Below are 19,579 nucleotides of genomic sequence, written 5' to 3'. Positions count from 1 at the left end.
CGGAAAGTTTATAATTCGCACCTTTCCCGGCATTTTCAGAAACTTATGAAATATATGTCGTGTCTATTTTCAAAAATTCCAAATGACAGTTTTGAGGAGACCGTCATAACCCGCAAGGTCTGCACACAAAGCGGGCGGCGTGAAACGGCTGGTAATTTGAAAACAGGGCAAAAAAAATGCCGAAACCGGGGGACGGTTTCGGCAATTTCAGGGAAGGGCCTTAGACGTTGAGGGAAAAGACGATCAACCCTGATGTACTGTATTTATATGACCAGCGGTCATTTATGTCAATTCTATTTGTTCACTAGTGGCATTTTGCGGTTTCGCACTATGCCAGGACATCTGCCTCCTCGGCGATGCGCTGTAACTTTTCGAGTCGTCTTCGCGCAGAATTGTCGGTTGCCCATCGGTCACCAACTTCGGTGACTTCAAGCTTATTAACAATCTTGGCAGCGCGCGGGTCACTCTCGACCAGACTTTCGATGTCCTGTTTTTCTTCGTCGTCTTCAAGCGTCCCGCGTACATAGCCAAGAATGTGATCTTTGCCATATATCGCAAGAACCAGGCTCATATCATGCAGCATCCGAGACATAACGTGATGCGTGTTCACGGGCTTCGATTCGACCAACCGATGCGCGCAGCTTGCGGCGTGCACGACCAACACGGGATTTGACCGTACCGATCTCGACACACATCTGATCTGCAGCGTCCTGATAGGACACATCATCAACAGCGGTCAGCATGATCGCTTCGCGCTCCTGGGCCGGAAGGCCTTCAAGCACACGGTCAGCATCACGAAGCTGCAAACGCGCCATCTGATTGCTGCCATGGCCATAGACGTCGCCAAGATCATCCCAGTCAACCTGCGGACCACGCGTTTTTTCACGACGTTTTCCGGAAATGAACGTGTTGAACAGAATACGGTGCAACCAAGCTTTGAGGCTGGTGCCTTCTTCGAACTGGTCCTTTTTGCTGATGGCTTTCAACAGCGTGTCCTGGACCAGATCCTGAGCCATGTCGTTGCTGCCGGTCAGACGATATGCATGACGGCGCAGTGCAGGCACATGGTTTTCGATTTCGTTCATCACTTGTTCAGACATCACAACCTCCTTGTTCGGATGCACTGACCATAACAGGGCTAAATATAATTGATAGTAAAATCGTATGCTCTACTTATTCAACACAAGTACTTCACATAATATACACCGCAACATCAACAAACTTATTTTACTCTTATTATTCTACCCATTCAATTTATGCAAATAACGCATTATAATTACTTTACGTCATTTACGTCCGTATTCTCACTTACGCCAATTCAGCAAGATGGTTGTATTACGGAGAAAACAGCGGTAACGTAAGTTACTCTAAAATTTTGGAACGCTTTGATTTTCAACGGCTTCGGACGGTTTTAAGAACCTCTGAAATTTACAGGAAACCCCACGTGCCTACGTCGAAGAGAACAGAAAAGCTCCAGATCATGCTCGATGATGAAGAACTGAAATTCATCGATGACTGGCGGTTTGACCATCGGATGCCGACCCGAGCTGCCGCAATCCGCGAGCTCATTCGTCGTGGCCTCGTCGCAGAAGACGTCGATGACCCCGATACCGAGGGTAAAAGCACCACTGATTTCCGCATCGAGACGGAATAAAAAATTCGATTTTTCCAAAAAAAGACCCGGCGAACTGCCGGGCCTTTTCATTTGGGCGTGTTTTCGGACCAATTTCACGTCGCATCTTGCCGTAAATCGGGTTTGCGACCCTCGAAAATGCGGGCGATTCCTGCGCCAAATCCCAGAACCAGTAACCACAATCCGTAATATCGGATCGCGCGCGATGCCGTGATCGCAATCAGAAACAACCAGATCGGATAGGATGTCGCCCCTGCGGCCAGGGCAGCAAGCTGCATCGGGACTGGTGTAATACTGATCGCAAAGACCACCCAGAATCCGCCTTCGGCAAATCGGCCTTCCAGATCTTCAAATTCCTGCTGCCCACCGACCAGATCAATTAGCGGCTGGGCAAGGTCATCAAACAAAACCCACGCCAAAAGATATAAGGCCACGGCACCAAGCACACTGCCCGCAAGTGTTACGGATGCCACAATAAACCCGCGCGTCCGTGAAGCCGCCATGATCGGGGCAACGATGACTTCGATCGGAATCGGGATGATCGTCGTTTCAAGAAACGACGCGACCGATATCCCCCCAAGTCCCTTGCGTCCCTCTGCAAGTTTGGCGAGGCGGGACTTGGCATATGCCAACCCGTTTTTTATGCGCAGTCCTGTTTTTTGATTATCGCCCGACATATTCTAATCCTTGTTGGCGGTCCTGCCCCAAAATAAAAGCAGCCCGCCCGAAGCCGGGCGGGCTGCTAACCTCGGACGTCATCCGCCGAGTTCAGGTTGTGACGTCTTATTCGGCGGTCTGAGTATCCGAGATGGCCTTCTGCGCATCTTCAAGCGCATTTACAGTATTGGCCTTTACATCTTCCCAGGTCTCCGCAGATGCATCCTTGGCATTTTCCAGGGCATCGCTCAGCTCATCGCTTGCGCTGTCCCAGGCCTCAGCCATTTCTTCGACAGCATCTTCGCTGTCATCTTTAACTTCGGCAGAAACCTCGTCGTACTGTTCGCCAAGCTGTTTGGATTTGGCGTCAACCCAGGCAAGGAAGTCTTCTTTCTGCTCGAACGTAAAGTCTTTGGCTTCTTCGTACTGGGCTGCAATTTCGTTGCCCAGCTCATTGACGTCGGACTTCACTGCATCGTCGGTCGCCATGGTGTCCGAGCTGTCAGACCCGGCATAAGCCGGCGCCATTACAGAAACAGACATAAGTACAGTACCGATCATCAGCATATTCTTGTTCAACATCACAACCTCCTTATTAAACAAACACAGCACAATTACTTGCACGCTGCTTATCATTCACAACGGATGGTGCGAAAGAATGTTCCAATTGTGTTGATTTTATTTTCTGGAACCTTCTGGCGGAATGCACGTTTCATCTGCAAGCGCCCACAAAACGAAACGGGGTACAGCGCAATAAAGAATGCGCAATCCGATTTCACGGGCACGCTGTAAACAAAAGGAGTTTTAGTTATGGCACATAGCAGTATGCAGACCGTTGCGAAGGAAGTTCCCGTCGAGACTGGCGTGGACCGCAAGGATCGTCGCGAACTGGCTAAAATGCTGACCAAGATCGTTGGCTCGTCGCATGTACTGTATGCCAAAGTTCGTGGTGTTCACTGGAATGTGGTGGGTCCGGCTTTCTATTCGCTCCACAACATGACCGAGGAGCATTACGAGGACCTCAACACCGCGATTGACGACATGGCGGAACGCATCCGCGCCATCGGCTTTACGGCGCCAACGGGTCTCAGCGAGATGATGGAAAACTCGTCCATCAAGGATCAGACCAAACTTCTTTCGACCGAGGATATGGTCAAGGAACTGGTCGAGGATCATGAAAAAATGGCCCGCCTGCTCCGGGACGGAGTGGCTGCCGCCGAGGAAGTTGATGATGTGAAAACCGCCGACATGCTGACCGAGCGGATCGGTGTTCACGAAGAAGCAGCATGGATGCTGCGTGCAACGATCTCGTAATCATGCCAATATGATATGATGAACCGGCGCCTTCGGGTGCCGGTTCTTTTTTGTGCCCCCAAACCAACGGTACAGCATGATGAAAAGCTCTGATCTGACTGGCAAGGTCCACTTGCTGCTGACGAAGTCGAAACTCCCCGACGAGTGGCGCGATAATGGCGCACAGCCGCTGCGCAATGTGTTCGAAGATGCCGGTTACAAGACCGAGCTGACGCTGTGCGATAACCCCGACGCCATCAAGGAACAGATCAGCACTACCTGTGCCCCGGGCGATATCGTCGCGGTCGGCGGTGGTGATGGCACCATTAATGCGGTCCTTGATACCGTGATTTCGCAAAAGGTCGTTCTCATCCCGGTGCCGCTTGGCACGGCAAACGATTTTGCCCGCACCCTGACATTGCCTGACGATCTGATTGACGCTGCGCGCGCGTCCATCCACGGCCAGATCAGAATGCTTGATATCGGCAGCGTGAATGACAAAAGCTTTGTCAATGCGGCCAGCATTGGCGTACCCGCCGATGCGCGCAAACGCATCAATCCCGACCTTAAGCGGACCTTGGGGGCTATCAGCTACGCGGTTGCCAACTGGCAAAGCTGGCATGAAATGGATCCGCTTGATCTGACCATCACGTGCGGCGAAGACGACCCGCAAGCCATGAAGCTGCGCCAGGTCACGATCACCAATGGCCGATATTTCGGCGGTGGATTGCGCCCGAGCGAAACCAAAAGCCCGGAAGACGGTCTTTTGCACATGTTTGCCATTCGCGACAGCGTCGACACGCTAAGCGGCCTTGATATCGCAGCCGAGCTGTTGTTTGGCTCTGTCGATGACAGCAGCTATGCGACGTCAATTCAGTGCGACACGATCAAGGTCGATGGCGAAGACGGTGCGCCCATTCTGGCCGACGGCGAAATCATCGGCAAACTTCCGGCCAAATTTGCCATCCGTGCAGGTGTTCTGCCGGTCTTTGCCCCCAACAGTTTCGTCGACGAAGTCATCAATGACGGGGAGGCAAAAACCAAAACCTTGCCCCAGCAGAACGAGATTAATGACGTCATGCGCGACACCATTGATTTCGCCGTACGTCTTGAGGCGATCTACCCTGTCGCACAAAACAGCGCGCTCAAATCGCTTTGCCATGACGCGGCGGGCCATTTGCGCAGCCATGCCCGCCAGCTTGAACTGGGCGTGCGTCCCTTCGGGATCAATGCCGCCTCCCCTGACCCGGATCTTCAGAACCTTGAGGAACTCCGCGACAAGGTCATGGGCTGGTTGCTGGGCAATGCGGATACACGCCTTGCCAATGGCCTGAAAGCACGTGCGGACACCCTGACAACAGAAATACACGCGATCACGTTGGACAACCAACCGGCTGAGGTCTCAAAGGCCCTCGACGGGCTGGCAACGGAAATGGTCGATTTTTCCAAAACGCTGGATCGTATCGCCAAGGATCTCTGAGATACAAAAAGACCGCCAAATGGCGGTCTTTTTTTGGGCTTTATTTTGTATCTTTTGGTTAGTCTTCCAGACCGGCAAGACTTCTGGCAAAGGATTTAGCCTCGAACGGGCGCAGATCTTCGGCAGACTCACCCACACCAATCGCATGCACCGGCTTGCCGAACTTCTCGGCCAGTGCGACGACAACACCGCCCTTGGCTGTGCCATCAAGCTTGGTGACGATAAGACCCGATACATTGGTTGCCTGACCAAAGGTTTCGACCTGTGAATGCGCGTTCTGGCCCGTGGTGGCATCCAGCACAAGAAGCGTGTCATGCGGCGCTGTTTCATCGCGCTTTTTGATCACGCGGACGATCTTCTTAAGCTCGTCCATCAGATGGGCCTTGTTTTGCAGGCGACCGGCCGTATCAATCAGCAACAGGTCATAACCTTCGCGCTGCGCCTGCTCGATCGCGTCAAAGGCAAGGCCTGCGGCATCGGCACCCGTGTCACGCGCAATCACCGGGCAATCGGTGCGTTCACCCCAGACTTTAAGCTGCTCAACCGCGGCCGCACGGAACGTATCGCCCGCGGCCATCATGACCTTTAGGCCCTGATCCTTGTATGTCTTGGCAAGCTTGCCGATGGTCGTGGTTTTGCCCGATCCGTTAACACCAACCACCAGCACCACATGCGGTTTCTTGCTGGCATCAATCACCAGCGGCTGTGCGACCGGTTCAAGGATCTTGGCAACTTCTTCGGCGATGAATTCCTGGATTTCGGCGGAATCGACTTCCTTGTCAAACCGGGTCTTGGACAGTTCCGCGCTCAGTTTCGCGGCAGTTGTCACGCCAAGGTCAGATGTGATCAGAAGGTCTTCGAATTCCTCAAGCGCATCATCATCAAGACGGCGCTTGGTGAAGATATCGGAAATGCCGGTGGTCAGTTTTGAGGAGGACCGTTTCAGCCCGTCTTTCAGGCGGCTAAACCAGCTTTTTTTCCCCTCTTCACTCATCCCGCAAGCTCCGCTATCAGTTTTCCATCTTCAAGGCCGGTGACTTTGGCCTTTGCTATCGTGCCCGCTTCTATCACGCGATCCAGCAGAACGGGAGCAAAATGCTCCGTATGGCCGGTATTTTCCTTTTCAACCAACACATTCTCGGTCATGCCGATGCGTGATTGCAGGAACTTGTTAAGCTGTATCTCGCCCGCTTCGCGAAGGGCACTTGCCCGTTCCTTGCGCAAATCCTTGGGCACTTGCGGCATCTTGGCCGCTGGGGTTCCCGGGCGCGAGGAATACGGGAAGACATGCAGATAAATCAGGCCGCATTCGTCAACCAGACGCAGGGTATTTTCCGCCATCTCATCGGTTTCGGTCGGGAAACCGGCAATGATATCGGCCCCGAACGTCACATCCGGGCGGAGTTCCCGGACCTTTTTACAGAAATCGACAACGTCCTGGCGCAGATGGCGGCGCTTCATGCGCTTAAGCACCATGTCGTCCCCCGCCTGCAAACTGATATGCATATGCGGCATCAGGCGGGGCTCGGTTTCAATCAAACGAAACAGGTCTTCGTCCACCTCGACCGGGTCAATCGATGAAATGCGCAGGCGCGGCAGTTCCGGCACCTGTGCCAGCAACCGGCGCGACATCTGCCCCAGTGTCGGCTTGCCGGGCAAATCATGGCCATAGGATGTGATATCGACCCCGGTCAGAACCACTTCGCCATAACCGTTGGCCACCAGTTCACGGACCTGGGTGACGATTTCCCCCATCGGCACACTGCGCGAATTACCGCGGCCATAAGGAATGATGCAGAACGTGCAGCGATGGTCACAGCCATTCTGGACCTGCACAAAGGCGCGCGCACGGCCTTCAAACCCCGACACAAGATGGCTTGCGGTTTCTTCGACCGACATGATGTCATTGACCACGACGCGTTCATGTTCGGGCATCATGAAGGTTTCGGCCTTCATCTTGGCGTCATTGCCAAAGATGCGGTCGATCTCGCCCATATTGGCGAACTTGTCGGGATTGACCTGAACAGCACAGCCGGTAACGAAAATCTTGGCGTCCGGGTTTTCGCGGCGCAGACGACGGATGCTTTGACGCGCCTGACGCTCGGCCTCGGTCGTGACGGCACAGGTATTGATGATGATTGCATCATCAAGTCCGGCATTTTTGGCATGGTCGCGCATCACCTCGGATTCATAGGTGTTAAGGCGACAACCAAATGTGACGACGCGCGGCTCTTTCATGCTCGGACTTCTGCGATCCAAAGTTCGGTTTTGGGAATTATTCCGCCAGCGCAATTCAAAAAGGATGCTGCAAGTGCGGAACGCCCGGCAAGGACATTGATCCTTGCCGGGCGTTGGTTACATACGCTTTTGAACGCTTCAATGCAAGTCCGCGGCCCTCATGGCACGCATGCATCGGGCGCGCAAATCATCGTCTGTCACTGATATCAAAGGTTGGAAAAGGCTGCTTAGGCTGCGAAATTGCGGTTGCGGCCTTCTTTCTTGGCCCGGTAAAGCGCGCCGTCGGCGCGGTCGATCAGTTTTGCGCCGCCTTCCTTGGCAACATATTCCGCAACACCAATCGATATCGTCATCTGACCAAACGAAACACCTGATTGCTTTGCCTTGATTTCACGTTCAGCAATGCGTTTGCTCATATCGTCTGCCAGTGACATGGCATCGACCAGCGGCGTCTGCGGCAGCAGAATGGCAAACTCGTCACCGCCATAGCGCGCGACAACATCGCGCCCCTTGATATTGGCCTTCAACATCGACGCAATCAGAACAAGGATTTCATCCCCGATGCGGTGACCAAACCGGTCATTGATCGCCTTGAACTGGTCAAGGTCGACAATCATCACGCAGAATGGCTCGGGATGTTTTGACGAGTCGTGCTCTGCAACAAGCAGGTTGAGCTGTTCTTCAAAATACATCCGGTTGGAAACACGCGTCAGACCGTCGGTATAGGATCGTTCGCGGGTTTCTTCGAGTTCGCGTTGCAACCGTTCGACCTTGCCAAGATACTGATCAAGGCGCTGATGCAGGCCTTCGACCGTGTGTTGCATCTCGTCGGTCTTCTCGATGATCTCGCTTAGAACCGGGCTAACCTGCTGATGATCCTTAAGCGTCTTGAGAGATCGCGTCAGCAGCGCACCATAATCCTGAAAACCGCTTCGCGCGGTTGTCAGACATTCATCGCTGCTTTCAACAAGCTCGGAAAAATCTTCCATCCCGCGCTGCAGGAAGTCTGCGGCCTGACGGTCAAAGATATAGCGGTAATACAACTGAAGAAGCGTATCCTCGGCCAAGGGTTCCCCGCTGGCCTGCACAGCATCGATGACGCGCAGGATTTCGGGGTTTTCCTCGGCAAAATAGACAAACCAAACATGATACAGTTCGGGTGTCGGGCGCAGGCCGCGCTCACGCAACGCCTTAAGGGTGGCATCCGCAAAGTCCCAATGACGGGAAATCTGTTTTTCCGCTGTGGTCACAACGGGTGCTCCGGGCTTGTTTTCATTCGCAAAGACAATGCGTTATGCGCTTAATGCATACCGATCTGCCTCAACATACTTCAAATTGCCCTTCGGAGCCAGATATAGGTCGAAATAAACTAACCTAAAGTGGTGGTTTAATATCGACCTTCAGTTACCTCTGATCATTGTGCCTGCACCGCGTTCGGTGAACAGTTCCAGCAAAACTGCATGTGGTGCGCGACCATCAACGATCACGGCGGCTTCGACCCCGTTTTCAACAGCATCCATGCAGGTTTCGGTTTTGGGAATCATTCCGCCCTGAATGGTGCCATCCGCAATCATTGCATTGATGTGGGCGGTGTCGGCGTCCCGTACAAGGTTCTTGTTCTGATCAAGGATACCTTTTACGTCGGTCAGCATGTAAAGACGGCTGGCACCAACGGCCTTTGCAATCGCACCGGCAGCCGTATCGGCATTGATATTATAGGTCTGACCGTCTTCACCGACGCCAATCGGCGAGATCACCGGAATAATATCGGTATCGATAAAGCAATCAAGAACGTGCGGATCGACCTTCACCGGTTCGCCGACAAAGCCGAGATCAAGGACCTTCTCGATATTGCTTTCCGGATCACGTTTGGTCCGCGTCAGTTTGCGCGCGGTAATCAGGTTGGCATCCTTGCCGCACAGACCAACGCCAACGCCGCCTGCGGCATTGATGTTTGATACGATTTCCTTGTTGATCTTGCCGGCCAGAACCATTTCGACAACATCGATGGTCTGCTGATCGGTGACACGCAGGCCATCGACGAATTCCGACTGGATATTAAGCTGCTTGAGCATCTGACCGATCTGCGGTCCGCCGCCATGCACAACAATCGGGTTCATGCCGACCTGTTTGAGCAACACCATGTCCTGGGCAAACAGGCGCGCCAGTTCCGGATCACCCATGGCATGGCCGCCATACTTGACGACTATTTTCTGCCCGTTAAAGCGGCGCATAAAGGGAAGAGCCTCGGAAAGCACCTGGGCACGTGCAAGCATGCGATATGCGCTGGCTTCCGATTGGTCTTCTTCAGAACGGGTTTGGTCGTTCATGTCACTTCCCCATATTGTCGCTTTATGTGCCTGCAGGGATCAAAGCAGGGTGGATATTTCTGCCCGCAATTCGGCAAGGCCGGTATTCTTCTCGCTTGAAGTCGCAAAAATCTGCGGCAGGGCTGCCGGGTGTTTGATCAACCCGTCGACCACTTCCTTGATGCGTTTTTCAAGCTGTCCCTTTTTTAACTTGTCTGCCTTGGTCAGCACAACCTGATAAGGCACAGCAGCCTCATCAAGCAGCTTCATCATATCCAGATCAGCCTTTTTGAAGCCGTGTCTGGAATCAATCAGAACAAACACACGGCGCAGCGTTACACGCCCGCGCAGGTATTGTTTGATCAAAGCATGCCAGGTATCAACGATATCCTTGGGTGCCTGGGCAAAGCCATAGCCCGGCAAATCCACGATATAGCACGCACCATCAAGATCGAAATAGTTCAACTGCTGGGTCCGGCCCGGCGTGTTTGACGTGCGCGCAATGTCCTTACGGCCGGTGATCGCATTGATCAGGCTGGACTTGCCAACGTTTGAACGCCCGGCAAAACAGATTTCTGTTTTGTCTTCCGGCGGCAGTTGTTCGAGCTGTGCGACGCCAAGAACGAAGTTAACCGGGCGGCTAAAAAGCTTCCGCCCGGCTTCGATCACTGAGTCTTCATGCGTCGGTATTGCAGTTGCCGACGGCAAGTTTTCTTGTGTCATCGTCTTTCCTTCCCCGATCTGTCGGGGATGCTCCCCGAAGGGAAGGTCAACCCGTGAAGGGTAGATGGGGATTAAATCCCCATCTTGTACATGATGTAGCGCTGCTGGATGATCGACAGCGTGTTGTTCCATGCCCAGTAGATCACCAGACCTGCCGGGAAGCTTGCCAGCATGAAGGTAAAGATGAACGGCAGGAACATCATGATCTTCGCCTGGGTCGGATCAGCCGGTGCCGGGTTCAGCTTCTGCTGAAGGAACATGGTGATGCCCATGATCAACGGCCAGACACCGATCATCAGCATCTGCGGCGGATCCCACGGGATCAAACCAAACAGGTTAAACAGCGAGGTCGGATCGGGTGCCGACAAATCCTGAATCCAGCCAAAGAACGGCGCATGGCGCATTTCGATGCTGACAAACAGAACTTTATACAGCGCAAAGAAGACCGGGATCTGAACAACAATCGGCAGACAGCCCGAAGCCGGGTTGATCTTCTCACGCTTGTAAAGCGCCATCATTTCCTGCTGCTGACGCTGACGGTCGTCCTTGAACTTCTCGCGCATCTCGGTGATTTGCGGCTGCAGCTTTTTCATCGCACTCATCGATTTGTACGACTTGTTGGCCAGCGGGAACATGATCGCCTTGATGATGACCGTGATGATCAGGATCGAGACGCCAAAGTTGCCAACCAGATGATAGAGATACTGCAGGAACAGGAAGAACGGCTTGGTCAGGAAGTAGAACCAGCCAAAGTCAATCGCGAGATCGAAGTTGGTGATCCCGTAATCCTCGGCATAGGTATCAAGCAGGGTCACTTCCTTGGCACCGGCAAACAGGCGCGTCTCGGCAGCACCTTCGCTACCGGCCGCAATCGTGCGCGGGGCACCAAGGTAATCGGTCTGATACTTGTCGGCGTTTTCCGCAACATGGTGGCTAAAGCGCGTGGTCATTTCCTCGTCCGAGGAAGGTGCCAGCGCAACCAGCCAATATTTGTCGGTAATGCCAAGCCAGCCACCGGTGGTTTTCTGTTCGATCGCACCGTCATCCGCCAGATCGTCATAATCGATCTCGGTCAGCGTACCGTCGATCACGCCAAGCGGACCTTCGTGCAGGATATAGAACCCGGCAGTCTGCGGCTTGTTCTTGCGCGAAATCAGCCCATAGGGATACAGAACGACATCACCGCCGGTATTGTTGACCACCGACTGGTTGACGGTGAACAGATAGTTCTCGTCAATCGCGATTTCACGTTTGAAGGTCAGGCCTTCACCGTTGTCCCAGGTCAGGGTGACCGGGCTGTCCGGTGTCAGCAATTCTTTATCAGCAGTCCACTGGGTGTCGCTGCTTGGCAGCGCCATACCGCTTTTCGCACCGACCCAGCCGAACTCCGCAAAATAGGCATCGTTGCTGCCGGTCGGGTTCAGAACGTGGATCAGCGGGCTGTCCGGTTCTTCGGTCTCGCGGTAATCCTGAAGCTGAATGTCATCGATCACACCACCGACAAGACGAATCGAACCTTCGACGCGCGGGGTATCAATCTTGATTCGTGGCGATTTGGCCAGCGCGTCTTCGCGCTTAACAGCCGGAACAGCGGGTTGACCACCCGGTACGGCCGGACCGGATACCTGCGGCGCGTTGGTTCCGTCCGCATTAAGCTGTTCGCGAACCTGCGCTTCACGAACCTGAGGACCAGGCTCCGGCGCAAAGAAGAATTGCCACCCGATAAGAATCACAACTGCTGATGCAATTGCTACCCACAGGTTACGTTGTTCGTTCATCGCCTCTTTCCGCTTTTTTCAGCCAGCAGGTGCCGACCGCATATTCTATTTACATGACGAAAGCGCCGGGGACCGGTTTTCACCATCCGACGACGCTTTGTTCTGTTCACAGCCACATCCGGGCACGGGATCATAACCATGACCACCCCATGGATGGCAACGCATTATCCGTTTAAATCCCATCCAGCCGCCTTTTAATGCACCATGACGGGCCAATGCTTCGAGCATAAAAGCCGAACAGGTCGGCTGATAACGGCACGACCACCCGATATATGGCGACAAAAACAGCTGATAGCCGCGAACTGCGACTTGAAGAAGACGGGCAAAAAAACCGGGAGCACGCATGAATGTCATTTTCCCGGGCCTCCTGCCTTCGTCGAACCGGCTGACTTGCTGTTGGCGCGTCCTTTTTTCGGACGACGCGCATCAGGCGCAGACGGCTTGGCATCAGGAACCCGACGCAGGGCAAAACGCATATCATCAATCAGCTTGTCAAAAGGCCGATCAATGGTCTGCGCACGACCGATCACAACATAATCCCAACCGGGCAATGCGTGTTCGCTCATCAATTGCTCTGCCACAGCACGCAAACGCCGCCGAACGCGATTGCGGACGACGGCCTTTCCCACCTTTTTGGTGACGGTAAACCCGACTCGTACGAGTCGGTCTTCACCGGCGTATTCTGTGTCCGGTTTGATCCCCGGCCGCGGTGCGCCCTGCAGGATCAATCCCTGTGTAACCCATTTCCGGCGGGTGCCCGCAACACGGAGAAACTCCGCCCGCTTTTTAAGGCATTCCACCGAAACGGTCACGACATCAGGCCGACAGACGCTTGCGGCCCTTGGCGCGGCGTGCGGTCAGCACACGGCGGCCACCGACGGTCGCGCTGCGGGAACGGAAGCCGTGGCGGCGTTTCCGTACGAGTTTGCTTGGCTGGTAGGTGCGCTTCACTGCACTTACTCCGTTCTAAATAAGGTAATCCGATAAAATTCGAGGTCCGCTGTATAGGGCTTCACACCAGAGCTGTCAACTCGTGACACGGCATTTACCCCCAGAAAACCGGCAATGCCGCCGGGATTTCGTCCCGACGGCATCCGAAATGCGAATTCGTCACCACTCGATACGTTCGACATTGGAGAATGTCAACTCGGAACCGTCAGAAAACACGATTGTTCCCGACGAATCGGTGCTGAGTTCAAGGGAGTGTCCCTTGCTTTTGGTAATCTCGCCCTCATCAAGGACAAGGGTCCAGTCGCTCGAGTCGATATTGCTTCCACCGGCCCCGTGCAATTCAATGGTGTCGGTGGTCCATCCGTTGGCACCGCCATCCACATGATCCTTGCCATCGCCCATGTTGAAGATGAACAGGTCCGATCCACCCCCGCCATAGAGGCTGTCATCGCCAATACCGCCGATCAGGGTGTCATCGCCCTCACCACCCAGCAGGATGTCGTTGCCAGCCCCACCAAGCAGCATGTCACTGCCTGCACCACCCAGAAGGCGGTCATTGCCGTCACCACCATCCAGGCTGTCGTCACCACCGCCGCCATCAAGCGTATCGTTGCCAGCACCGCCAGTGAACGTGTCTTCGCCCCAACCGGCGCTCAGGGTGTCGTCCCCCGCACCACCGTCAAACACGTTGTCACCGCCATCAGCATTGAGGATATCGTTGCCATCGCCACCATAGAAGGTGTCATCCCCCCAGGCGCCGTGGATCGAGTCATCACCATCACCGCCCCAGACGGTGTTGTGACCGCTCCCGGCATCAATGCTGTCGTTACCGTCACCAGCCGAAATGGTGTCCTTGTCGCTTCCGGTGGTGATGCTGTCATCCCCACTGCCGGTATCGATGGTATTGCGGCCTTCGCCAGCGGTAATGGTGTTATTGCCATCACCGGCATCAATCACATCGTCGCCCGATCCGGTCATGATGGTGTCATCACCGATCCCGGATGCGATGGTGTTTTTGCCTTCGCCGACATTTATATAGTTGTCGCCATCCCCGGCACTGATGGTGTCGTTGCCGCTCCCGGCGAGGATGCTGTCATCCCCCGATCCGATCGTGATGTCGTTACGACCTTCGCCCGCACTGACATAGTTATCGCCATCACCGCCCAGAATGGTGTCATCACCACTTCCGGCATAAAGGCTGTCATTACCGGCACCGGTTTCGACATAGTTTTGGCCTTCGCTGGCATAAACAATGTTGTCACCGGCACTGGACCTGATCGTGTCACGGTCGCTGCCGCCCGTAATATAGTCATTACCGGTGCCGCCATCGATGGTGTTGCGGCCTTCGCCACCGTGCAGGGTATCGTTGCCACCGCCGCCATAGATCGTGTCGTTACCACCATCACCGGTAACACTGTCATCGCCATCCCCGGCATAAATCACGTCATCACCGTTGCCGGCCCAGATCGTGTCGTTCCCGGCATTGGTGCTGATGGTGTCATCTCCATCATTGCCGCCGACCGTATCGTTCCCGGATCCGGTTTCAATCACGCCATCATCGTTCGGGTCCCAGATGACTTCATCGCCGTCCTGAACGGGGTCAAAGGTAACTTCAAGAATGGCTGTGGTGGTTGCGGTATCGTCGCCATCGCGTGACTGAACCGAAACGGTCAGTTCAAACGTGCCGGCATAATCGCTGGCCGCCGAAATGGTCAGGCCCGACAGTTGTGCCGATGTCAGCGTCCAGGTGCCGTCGCCATTGTTGGCACCGGCCGACAAGGTCGCGCCCTCTGGCACACCACTGACGGTAACCGTCAAGGTCTCACTGGCATCCGTGACTGCCGCATCAATATCAAGCGCAACAGCGGTTCCCTCGTCGCCACTTGCGTCTTCGACTTCAAGGGTCGGGGTATCTGCCACGCCCGCGACATTCACCGTGATCGTATCACTGACACTGCTGGTATCGCTGCCATCGGTCGAGGTCACGGTGACTTCAAGGTCAAACGCGCCGGAATAATCATCTGGCGGGGTGATTGCCAGCCCCTCAAGGTCGCCAGCGCTCAGGGTCCAGCTGCCATCGCCATTGTTGGTACCGGCCGAAAGGCTCGCCCCGTCCGGCACGCCGGAAACCGTAATCGTCATGGTTTCGGAGCTGTCACTCAGCCCGGCATCAATGGCAAGCGCAATGTCCGTGTCTTCGTTTCCAGAGATATCGGACACATCAAGGCTCGGTGTATCCGCCACACCGCCAACATCCACTGTAATGGTATCGCTAATCGTCGAGGTATCTGTGCCATCGGTCGAGGTCACAGTGACATCCAGATCGAACGCGCCGGAATAATCCTCTGCCGGTGTCAATGTCAGCCCTGCAAGATCCCCCGGCGCCAAACTCCAGGTCCCATCACCGTTATCGGTACCCGCAGACAGGCGCGCACCTTCCGTGACACCCGAAATTGTCACCGACAGCACTTCCGAGGCATCCGAAAGCCCGGCCTCGATATCAAGCGCAATATCACTGTCTTCCGAACCCGACGCATCCGACACATCCAGCGTCGGCGTATCCGCAACCCCGGCAACATCCACAGTGATCGTATCACTTACACTGGCAATATCCTCGCCGTCGGCGGAGGTCGCCGTAACACGCAAATCGAACGACCCGCTGAAATCCGCGGCCGGCGTCACCGTCAAACCATCAAGCTGCTCAGAGCTTAGCGTCCATGTGCCGTCCCCATTATCGGTCCCGGCAGACAACGCTGCGCCATCCGGAACGCCGGAGATCGTCACCGTCAGCGTTTCAGAACTGTCCGTCAGACCCGCATCAAGATTGAGCTCGATCGCCGAATCTTCGTTGCCAGATGCGTTGCTGACATCCAGCGTCGGCGCATCTGAAACGCCAGCCACATCAACCGTAATCGAACCGGTCGTGGTCGCGACGTCTTCGCCATCCGCAGAAGTTGCCGTCACCCCAAGATCAAACGACCCACTGAAGTTCTCAGGCGGCGTGATCGTCAAACCATCAAGCTGCTCAGAGCTTAGCGTCCAGCTGCCGTCACCATTATCAGTGCCAGCCGACAAGGCAGCACCATCCGGAACGCCGGAGATCGTAACCGTCAGTGTTTCACTGGAATCGGCAAGACCCACTTCGACATCAAGCGCTATCGCAGAATCTTCGTTGCCTGTCGCATCAGAAGTACCCAGCGTCGGCGCATCGGCAACACCAGTCACGTCAACCGTAATAGAACCGGTCGCGGTCGCAACGTCTTCGCCATCCGCAGAAGTTGCCGTCACGCCAAGATCAAACGACCCACTGAAGTCCTCTGGGGGCGTGATCGTCAAACCTGAAAGCTGCTCGGAGCTTAGCGTCCATGTGCCATCACCGTTGTCGGTACCAGCTGACAAGGTCCCGCCGTTTGGAACGCCACTGATTGTAACTGAGAGTGTCTCAGAGCTGTCAGTCAGGCTCGCATCAATATCAAGCGCGATGGCGCTGTCTTCGTTACCGCCTGCGTTTGAGACATCTAGTGTTGGTGCATCAGCAACACCTGCAACATCAACCGTGATGCTGCCAGTCGTCGTCGCAACATCAGACCCATCCGCAGAAGTTGCCGTCACCCCAAGATCAAACGAACCACCGAAGTTCTCAGGTGGCGTGATCGTCAAACCTGCAAGCTGCTCGGAGCTTAGCGTCCAAGTGCCGTCACCATTATCAGCACCAGCCGACAAGCTTGCGCCATCCGGAACGCCCGAGATCGTCACCGTCAGCGTTTCAGAACCGTCCGCAAGACTTGCATCAAGATTGAGCGCAATCGCCGTATCTTCGTTGCCAGATGCATTGCTGACATCCAGCGTCGGCGCATCGGCAACGCCGGTCACCTCAACCGTAATAGAACCGGTCGTGGTCGCAACGTCTTCGCCATCCGCAGAAGTTGCCGTCACGCTGAGGTCGAAGGAACCACTGAAGTCCTCAGGCGGCGTGATCGTCAAACCAGAAAGCTGCTCAGAGCTTAGCGTCCATGTGCCGTCACCATTATCAGCGCCAGCCGACAAGGCAGCACCTTCCGGAACGCCGGAGACCGTAACCGTCAGCGTTTCAGAACTGTCCGTAAGACCTGCATCAAGATTGAGCGCGATCGCCGAATCTTCGTTGCCAGCAGCATTGCTGACATACAGCGTCGGCGCATCCGCAACGCCGGTCACATCAACCGTAATCGAACCAGTGGTGGTCGCGACGTCCTCGCCATCCGCAGAAGTTGCCGCCACCCCAAGATCAAACGACCCACTGAAGTTCTCAGGCGGCGAGATCGTCAAACCATCAAGCTGTTCAGAGTTCAGCGTCCAAGTGCCGTCACCATTATCGGTTCCAGCCGACAAGGCGGAACCTTCTGGGACACCACTGATGGTCACGGTCAGTGATTCACTTGAATCCATAAGGCCAGCATCGATATCGAGTGCGATCGCACTATCTTCAGAACCACTTGCATTTGCGACAGCAAGCGTCGGCGCATCGGCAACACCGGCAACGTCAACCATGACGGTGTCGGTAACCGATGCGATATCAATTCCGTCCTGCGTGCTGGCGGTAATTTCAAGATCGAAACTGCCACTGAAATCGGACGGTGGCGTAACGCTGAGACCTTCGAGTTGATCACTGCTCAGAGTCCAGCTGCCATCACCATTGTCTGTCCCAGCCGACAGCGTCGCACCTTCTGGCACACCGCTAATCGTTATGGTCAGCGTTTCACTCGAATCCGCCAGAGCAGCGTCAATGTTCAAGGCAATCGCGCTGTCTTCATTGCCGCTGGCGTCAGAAACATCCAACGTCGGGTCATCTGCAACACCAACAACATCCACCGTGATACTGTCGGTGGTTGTCGCCACGTCCTCGCCATCTGCAGAAGTTGCCGCCACACCAAGATCAAATGATCCGCTGAAGTCCTGAGGCGGCGTGATCGTTAGACCTTCAAGCTGGCCCGGCTCCAGCGACCATGTGCCATCGCCATTGTTCGTACCAGCTGACAGGGTTGCACCGTCTGGAACGCCACTGATTGTCACGGCCAGTGTTTCACTTGAATCCGTTAGGCCAGCATCAATATCGAGTGCGATCGCACTATCTTCAGAACCGCTTGCATTTGCGACATCAAGTGTCGGCGCATCGGCAACGCCCGCGACATCAACTGTGATGCTGCCGGTCGTTGTCGCAACATCGGAGCCATCCGCAGAAGTTGCCGTCACGCCAAGATCAAACGATCCACTGAAATCCGCAGGCGGAGTGATCGTCAAACCATCAAGTTGCTCAGAGCTCAGCGTCCACGTGCCGTCACCATTATCGGTCCCAGCAGACAGTGAAGCACCATCCGGAACGCCACTAATGGTGATCGCTAGCGTTTCTGAGCTATCCGTCAAACCCGCATCAAAATCGAGTGCTATGGCCGATTCTTCATTCCCCGAGGCGTCGTTCACATCCAGCGTCGGTGCATCGGCGACACCCGTCACATCAACTGTGATGCTGTCAGCGGTGGTTGCAACATCGGAACCGTCAGCCGAGGTTGCAGTAACCCCAATCTCGAACGAACCACTGAAATCACCCGGCGGCGTGATTGTGAGACCTGCCAGCTGATCCGAATTCAACGTCCAAGTACCGTCACCGTTGTCGGTACCAGCCGACAAGGTCCCGCCGTTCGGAACGCCACTGATTGTAACTGTGAGTGTCTCGGAGCTGTCAGTCAGGCCCGCATCAATATCAAGCGCGATGGCGCTGTCTTCGTTGCCGCTTGCGCTTGAGACATCCAGAGCTGGTGCATCCGCAACACCAGCAACATCAACCGTGATCGAACCACTGGTCGTGGTAACATCGGAGCCATCAGCAGACGTCGCCGTCACACCAAGATCAAACGAGCCGCTGAAGTTTTCTGGTGGCGTGATGGTCAGACCTGAAAGCTGCTGAGAACTCAACGTCCATGTGCCGTCTCCATTATCGGTGCCTGCCGACAAGGTTGCACCGCCCGGAACGCCACTGACCGTAACCGTAAGCGTCTCAGAGCTATCGGTAAGCCCGGCGTCGATGTCCAGTGCAATGGCATTGTCTTCGTTGCCCGTCGCATCAGACAAATCCAGCGTCGGTGCATCTGCGACACCAGTTACATCAACCGTGATCGAACCACTGGTCGTAGCAACATCTGATCCATCGGCAGAGGTTGCCGTCACGCCAAGACCAAATGATCCACTGAAGTCCTCTGGCGGCGTGATGGTCAGATCTGCAAGCTGCTCAGAGCTCAGCGTCCACGTGCCGTCACCATTATCGACACCTGCCGACAAGGTTGCACCATCCGGGACTCCGGAAATGGTCACGTTCAGTGTTTCGGAACTATCCGTGAGACCCGCATCAATGCTGAGCGCAATCGCGCCATCTTCGTTACCGGATGCATCCGACACATCCAGCGTCGGTGCATCTGCGACACCCGTTACATCAACTGTGATGCTGTCGGTGGTGGTTGCAACATCGGAACCGTCAGCCGAG

Annotated in this window: 16 protein-coding genes and 1 pseudogene; 3 read left to right on the top strand and 14 right to left on the bottom strand. The window is 55.0% G+C overall.

Annotated features, from left to right (window positions below; all coding sequences use genetic code 11):
- Positions 1-328: 328 nt before the first annotated feature.
- Positions 329-571, bottom strand: coding sequence for a hypothetical protein (locus TH2_RS16120; RefSeq protein ID WP_064782177.1), 243 nt, complete (start codon positions 569-571; stop codon positions 329-331).
- Between the two features lies 1 nt (position 572).
- Positions 573-1,100, bottom strand: a complete 528-nt coding sequence (locus TH2_RS16115; protein WP_008891501.1) for an RNA polymerase sigma factor — start codon at positions 1,098-1,100, stop codon at positions 573-575.
- Positions 1,101-1,444: 344 nt separating this feature from the next.
- Between TH2_RS16115 and TH2_RS21340 the strand changes: the two genes are divergently transcribed.
- The gene (locus tag TH2_RS21340; protein WP_157194183.1) at positions 1,445-1,654 is read left to right on the top strand and encodes a hypothetical protein; all 210 of its coding nucleotides are present in this window, start codon (positions 1,445-1,447) and stop codon (positions 1,652-1,654) included.
- A gap of 74 nt (positions 1,655-1,728) precedes the next feature.
- Here TH2_RS21340 and TH2_RS16110 read toward each other — a convergent pair whose 3' ends face one another.
- Positions 1,729-2,310, bottom strand: a complete 582-nt coding sequence (locus tag TH2_RS16110) for a YqaA family protein (protein ID WP_008891499.1) — start codon at positions 2,308-2,310, stop codon at positions 1,729-1,731.
- Between the two features lie 106 nt (positions 2,311-2,416).
- Entirely contained in the window at positions 2,417-2,872 is a 456-nt protein-coding gene (locus tag TH2_RS16105; RefSeq protein WP_008891498.1) for a hypothetical protein, read from the bottom strand.
- Between the two features lie 228 nt (positions 2,873-3,100).
- Here TH2_RS16105 and TH2_RS16100 point away from each other — a divergent pair, with 228 nt between their 5' ends.
- Positions 3,101-3,604, top strand: a complete 504-nt coding sequence (locus TH2_RS16100; RefSeq protein WP_008891497.1) for a Dps family protein — start codon at positions 3,101-3,103, stop codon at positions 3,602-3,604.
- A 76-nt stretch (positions 3,605-3,680) separates the two neighbouring features.
- Positions 3,681-5,063 carry a diacylglycerol/lipid kinase family protein gene (locus TH2_RS16095; protein ID WP_238538721.1) on the top strand — a complete coding sequence of 461 codons (1,383 nt, stop codon included), beginning with the start codon at positions 3,681-3,683 and terminating at the stop codon, positions 5,061-5,063.
- A gap of 58 nt (positions 5,064-5,121) precedes the next feature.
- Here the strand turns inward: TH2_RS16095 and ftsY are convergent, their stop codons facing one another.
- From ftsY to TH2_RS16045, 10 genes and pseudogenes are all read right to left on the bottom strand, one after another.
- On the bottom strand, positions 5,122-6,057 hold the full coding sequence (gene ftsY / locus TH2_RS16090) for a signal recognition particle-docking protein FtsY (protein WP_008891495.1): 936 nt from the start codon (positions 6,055-6,057) through the stop codon (positions 5,122-5,124).
- Complete coding sequence (mtaB, locus tag TH2_RS16085; RefSeq protein ID WP_008891494.1) at positions 6,054-7,301, bottom strand: tRNA (N(6)-L-threonylcarbamoyladenosine(37)-C(2))-methylthiotransferase MtaB; 1,248 nt, start codon at positions 7,299-7,301, stop codon at positions 6,054-6,056. Before mtaB ends, ftsY begins: the two co-directional genes overlap by 4 nt.
- 227 nt (positions 7,302-7,528) lie before the next feature.
- A complete protein-coding gene (locus tag TH2_RS16080) occupies positions 7,529-8,551 on the bottom strand; it encodes a GGDEF domain-containing protein (protein ID WP_008891493.1) in 1,023 nt (340 codons plus the stop codon).
- A gap of 150 nt (positions 8,552-8,701) precedes the next feature.
- A complete protein-coding gene (gene argB, locus TH2_RS16075) occupies positions 8,702-9,631 on the bottom strand; it encodes an acetylglutamate kinase (protein WP_008891492.1) in 930 nt (309 codons plus the stop codon).
- A 39-nt stretch (positions 9,632-9,670) separates the two neighbouring features.
- Positions 9,671-10,333, bottom strand: a complete 663-nt coding sequence (gene yihA / locus TH2_RS16070) for a ribosome biogenesis GTP-binding protein YihA/YsxC (RefSeq protein ID WP_008891491.1) — start codon at positions 10,331-10,333, stop codon at positions 9,671-9,673.
- Positions 10,334-10,404: 71 nt separating this feature from the next.
- A complete protein-coding gene (gene yidC, locus TH2_RS16065; RefSeq protein WP_008891490.1) occupies positions 10,405-12,111 on the bottom strand; it encodes a membrane protein insertase YidC in 1,707 nt (568 codons plus the stop codon).
- 45 nt (positions 12,112-12,156) lie between these two features.
- Entirely contained in the window at positions 12,157-12,456 is a 300-nt protein-coding gene (yidD, locus tag TH2_RS16060) for a membrane protein insertion efficiency factor YidD (RefSeq protein WP_040824357.1), read from the bottom strand.
- 5 nt (positions 12,457-12,461) lie between these two features.
- On the bottom strand, positions 12,462-12,911 hold the full coding sequence (gene rnpA, locus TH2_RS16055; protein WP_238538725.1) for a ribonuclease P protein component: 450 nt from the start codon (positions 12,909-12,911) through the stop codon (positions 12,462-12,464).
- Between the two features lie 16 nt (positions 12,912-12,927).
- Entirely contained in the window at positions 12,928-13,062 is a 135-nt protein-coding gene (rpmH, locus tag TH2_RS16050) for a 50S ribosomal protein L34 (protein WP_007091264.1), read from the bottom strand.
- 159 nt (positions 13,063-13,221) lie between these two features.
- Positions 13,222-19,579 (bottom strand): annotated as a pseudogene (locus TH2_RS16045) (Ig-like domain-containing protein); the annotation flags it as partial.

Source organism: Thalassospira profundimaris WP0211 (genome assembly GCF_000300275.1).
Lineage (GTDB): Bacteria > Pseudomonadota > Alphaproteobacteria > Rhodospirillales > Thalassospiraceae > Thalassospira > Thalassospira profundimaris.
Note: the sequence above shows the minus strand (reverse complement) of the source record. Positions and strands in the feature narration are given on the sequence as shown.

Coding starts and splice junctions, on each gene's coding strand:
- argB (WP_008891492.1), bottom strand. CDS start 9,631: ATGAACGACCAAACCCGTTCTGAAGAAGACCAATCGGAAGCCAGCGCA.
- TH2_RS16095 (WP_238538721.1), top strand. CDS start 3,681: ATGATGAAAAGCTCTGATCTGACTGGCAAGGTCCACTTGCTGCTGACG.
- TH2_RS16110 (WP_008891499.1), bottom strand. CDS start 2,310: ATGTCGGGCGATAATCAAAAAACAGGACTGCGCATAAAAAACGGGTTG.
- TH2_RS16105 (WP_008891498.1), bottom strand. CDS start 2,872: ATGTTGAACAAGAATATGCTGATGATCGGTACTGTACTTATGTCTGTT.
- yidC (WP_008891490.1), bottom strand. CDS start 12,111: ATGAACGAACAACGTAACCTGTGGGTAGCAATTGCATCAGCAGTTGTG.
- mtaB (WP_008891494.1), bottom strand. CDS start 7,301: ATGAAAGAGCCGCGCGTCGTCACATTTGGTTGTCGCCTTAACACCTAT.
- TH2_RS16115 (WP_008891501.1), bottom strand. CDS start 1,100: ATGTCTGAACAAGTGATGAACGAAATCGAAAACCATGTGCCTGCACTG.
- yihA (WP_008891491.1), bottom strand. CDS start 10,333: ATGACACAAGAAAACTTGCCGTCGGCAACTGCAATACCGACGCATGAA.
- TH2_RS16120 (WP_064782177.1), bottom strand. CDS start 571: ATGAGCCTGGTTCTTGCGATATATGGCAAAGATCACATTCTTGGCTAT.
- TH2_RS16100 (WP_008891497.1), top strand. CDS start 3,101: ATGGCACATAGCAGTATGCAGACCGTTGCGAAGGAAGTTCCCGTCGAG.
- ftsY (WP_008891495.1), bottom strand. CDS start 6,057: ATGAGTGAAGAGGGGAAAAAAAGCTGGTTTAGCCGCCTGAAAGACGGG.
- yidD (WP_040824357.1), bottom strand. CDS start 12,456: ATGCGTGCTCCCGGTTTTTTTGCCCGTCTTCTTCAAGTCGCAGTTCGC.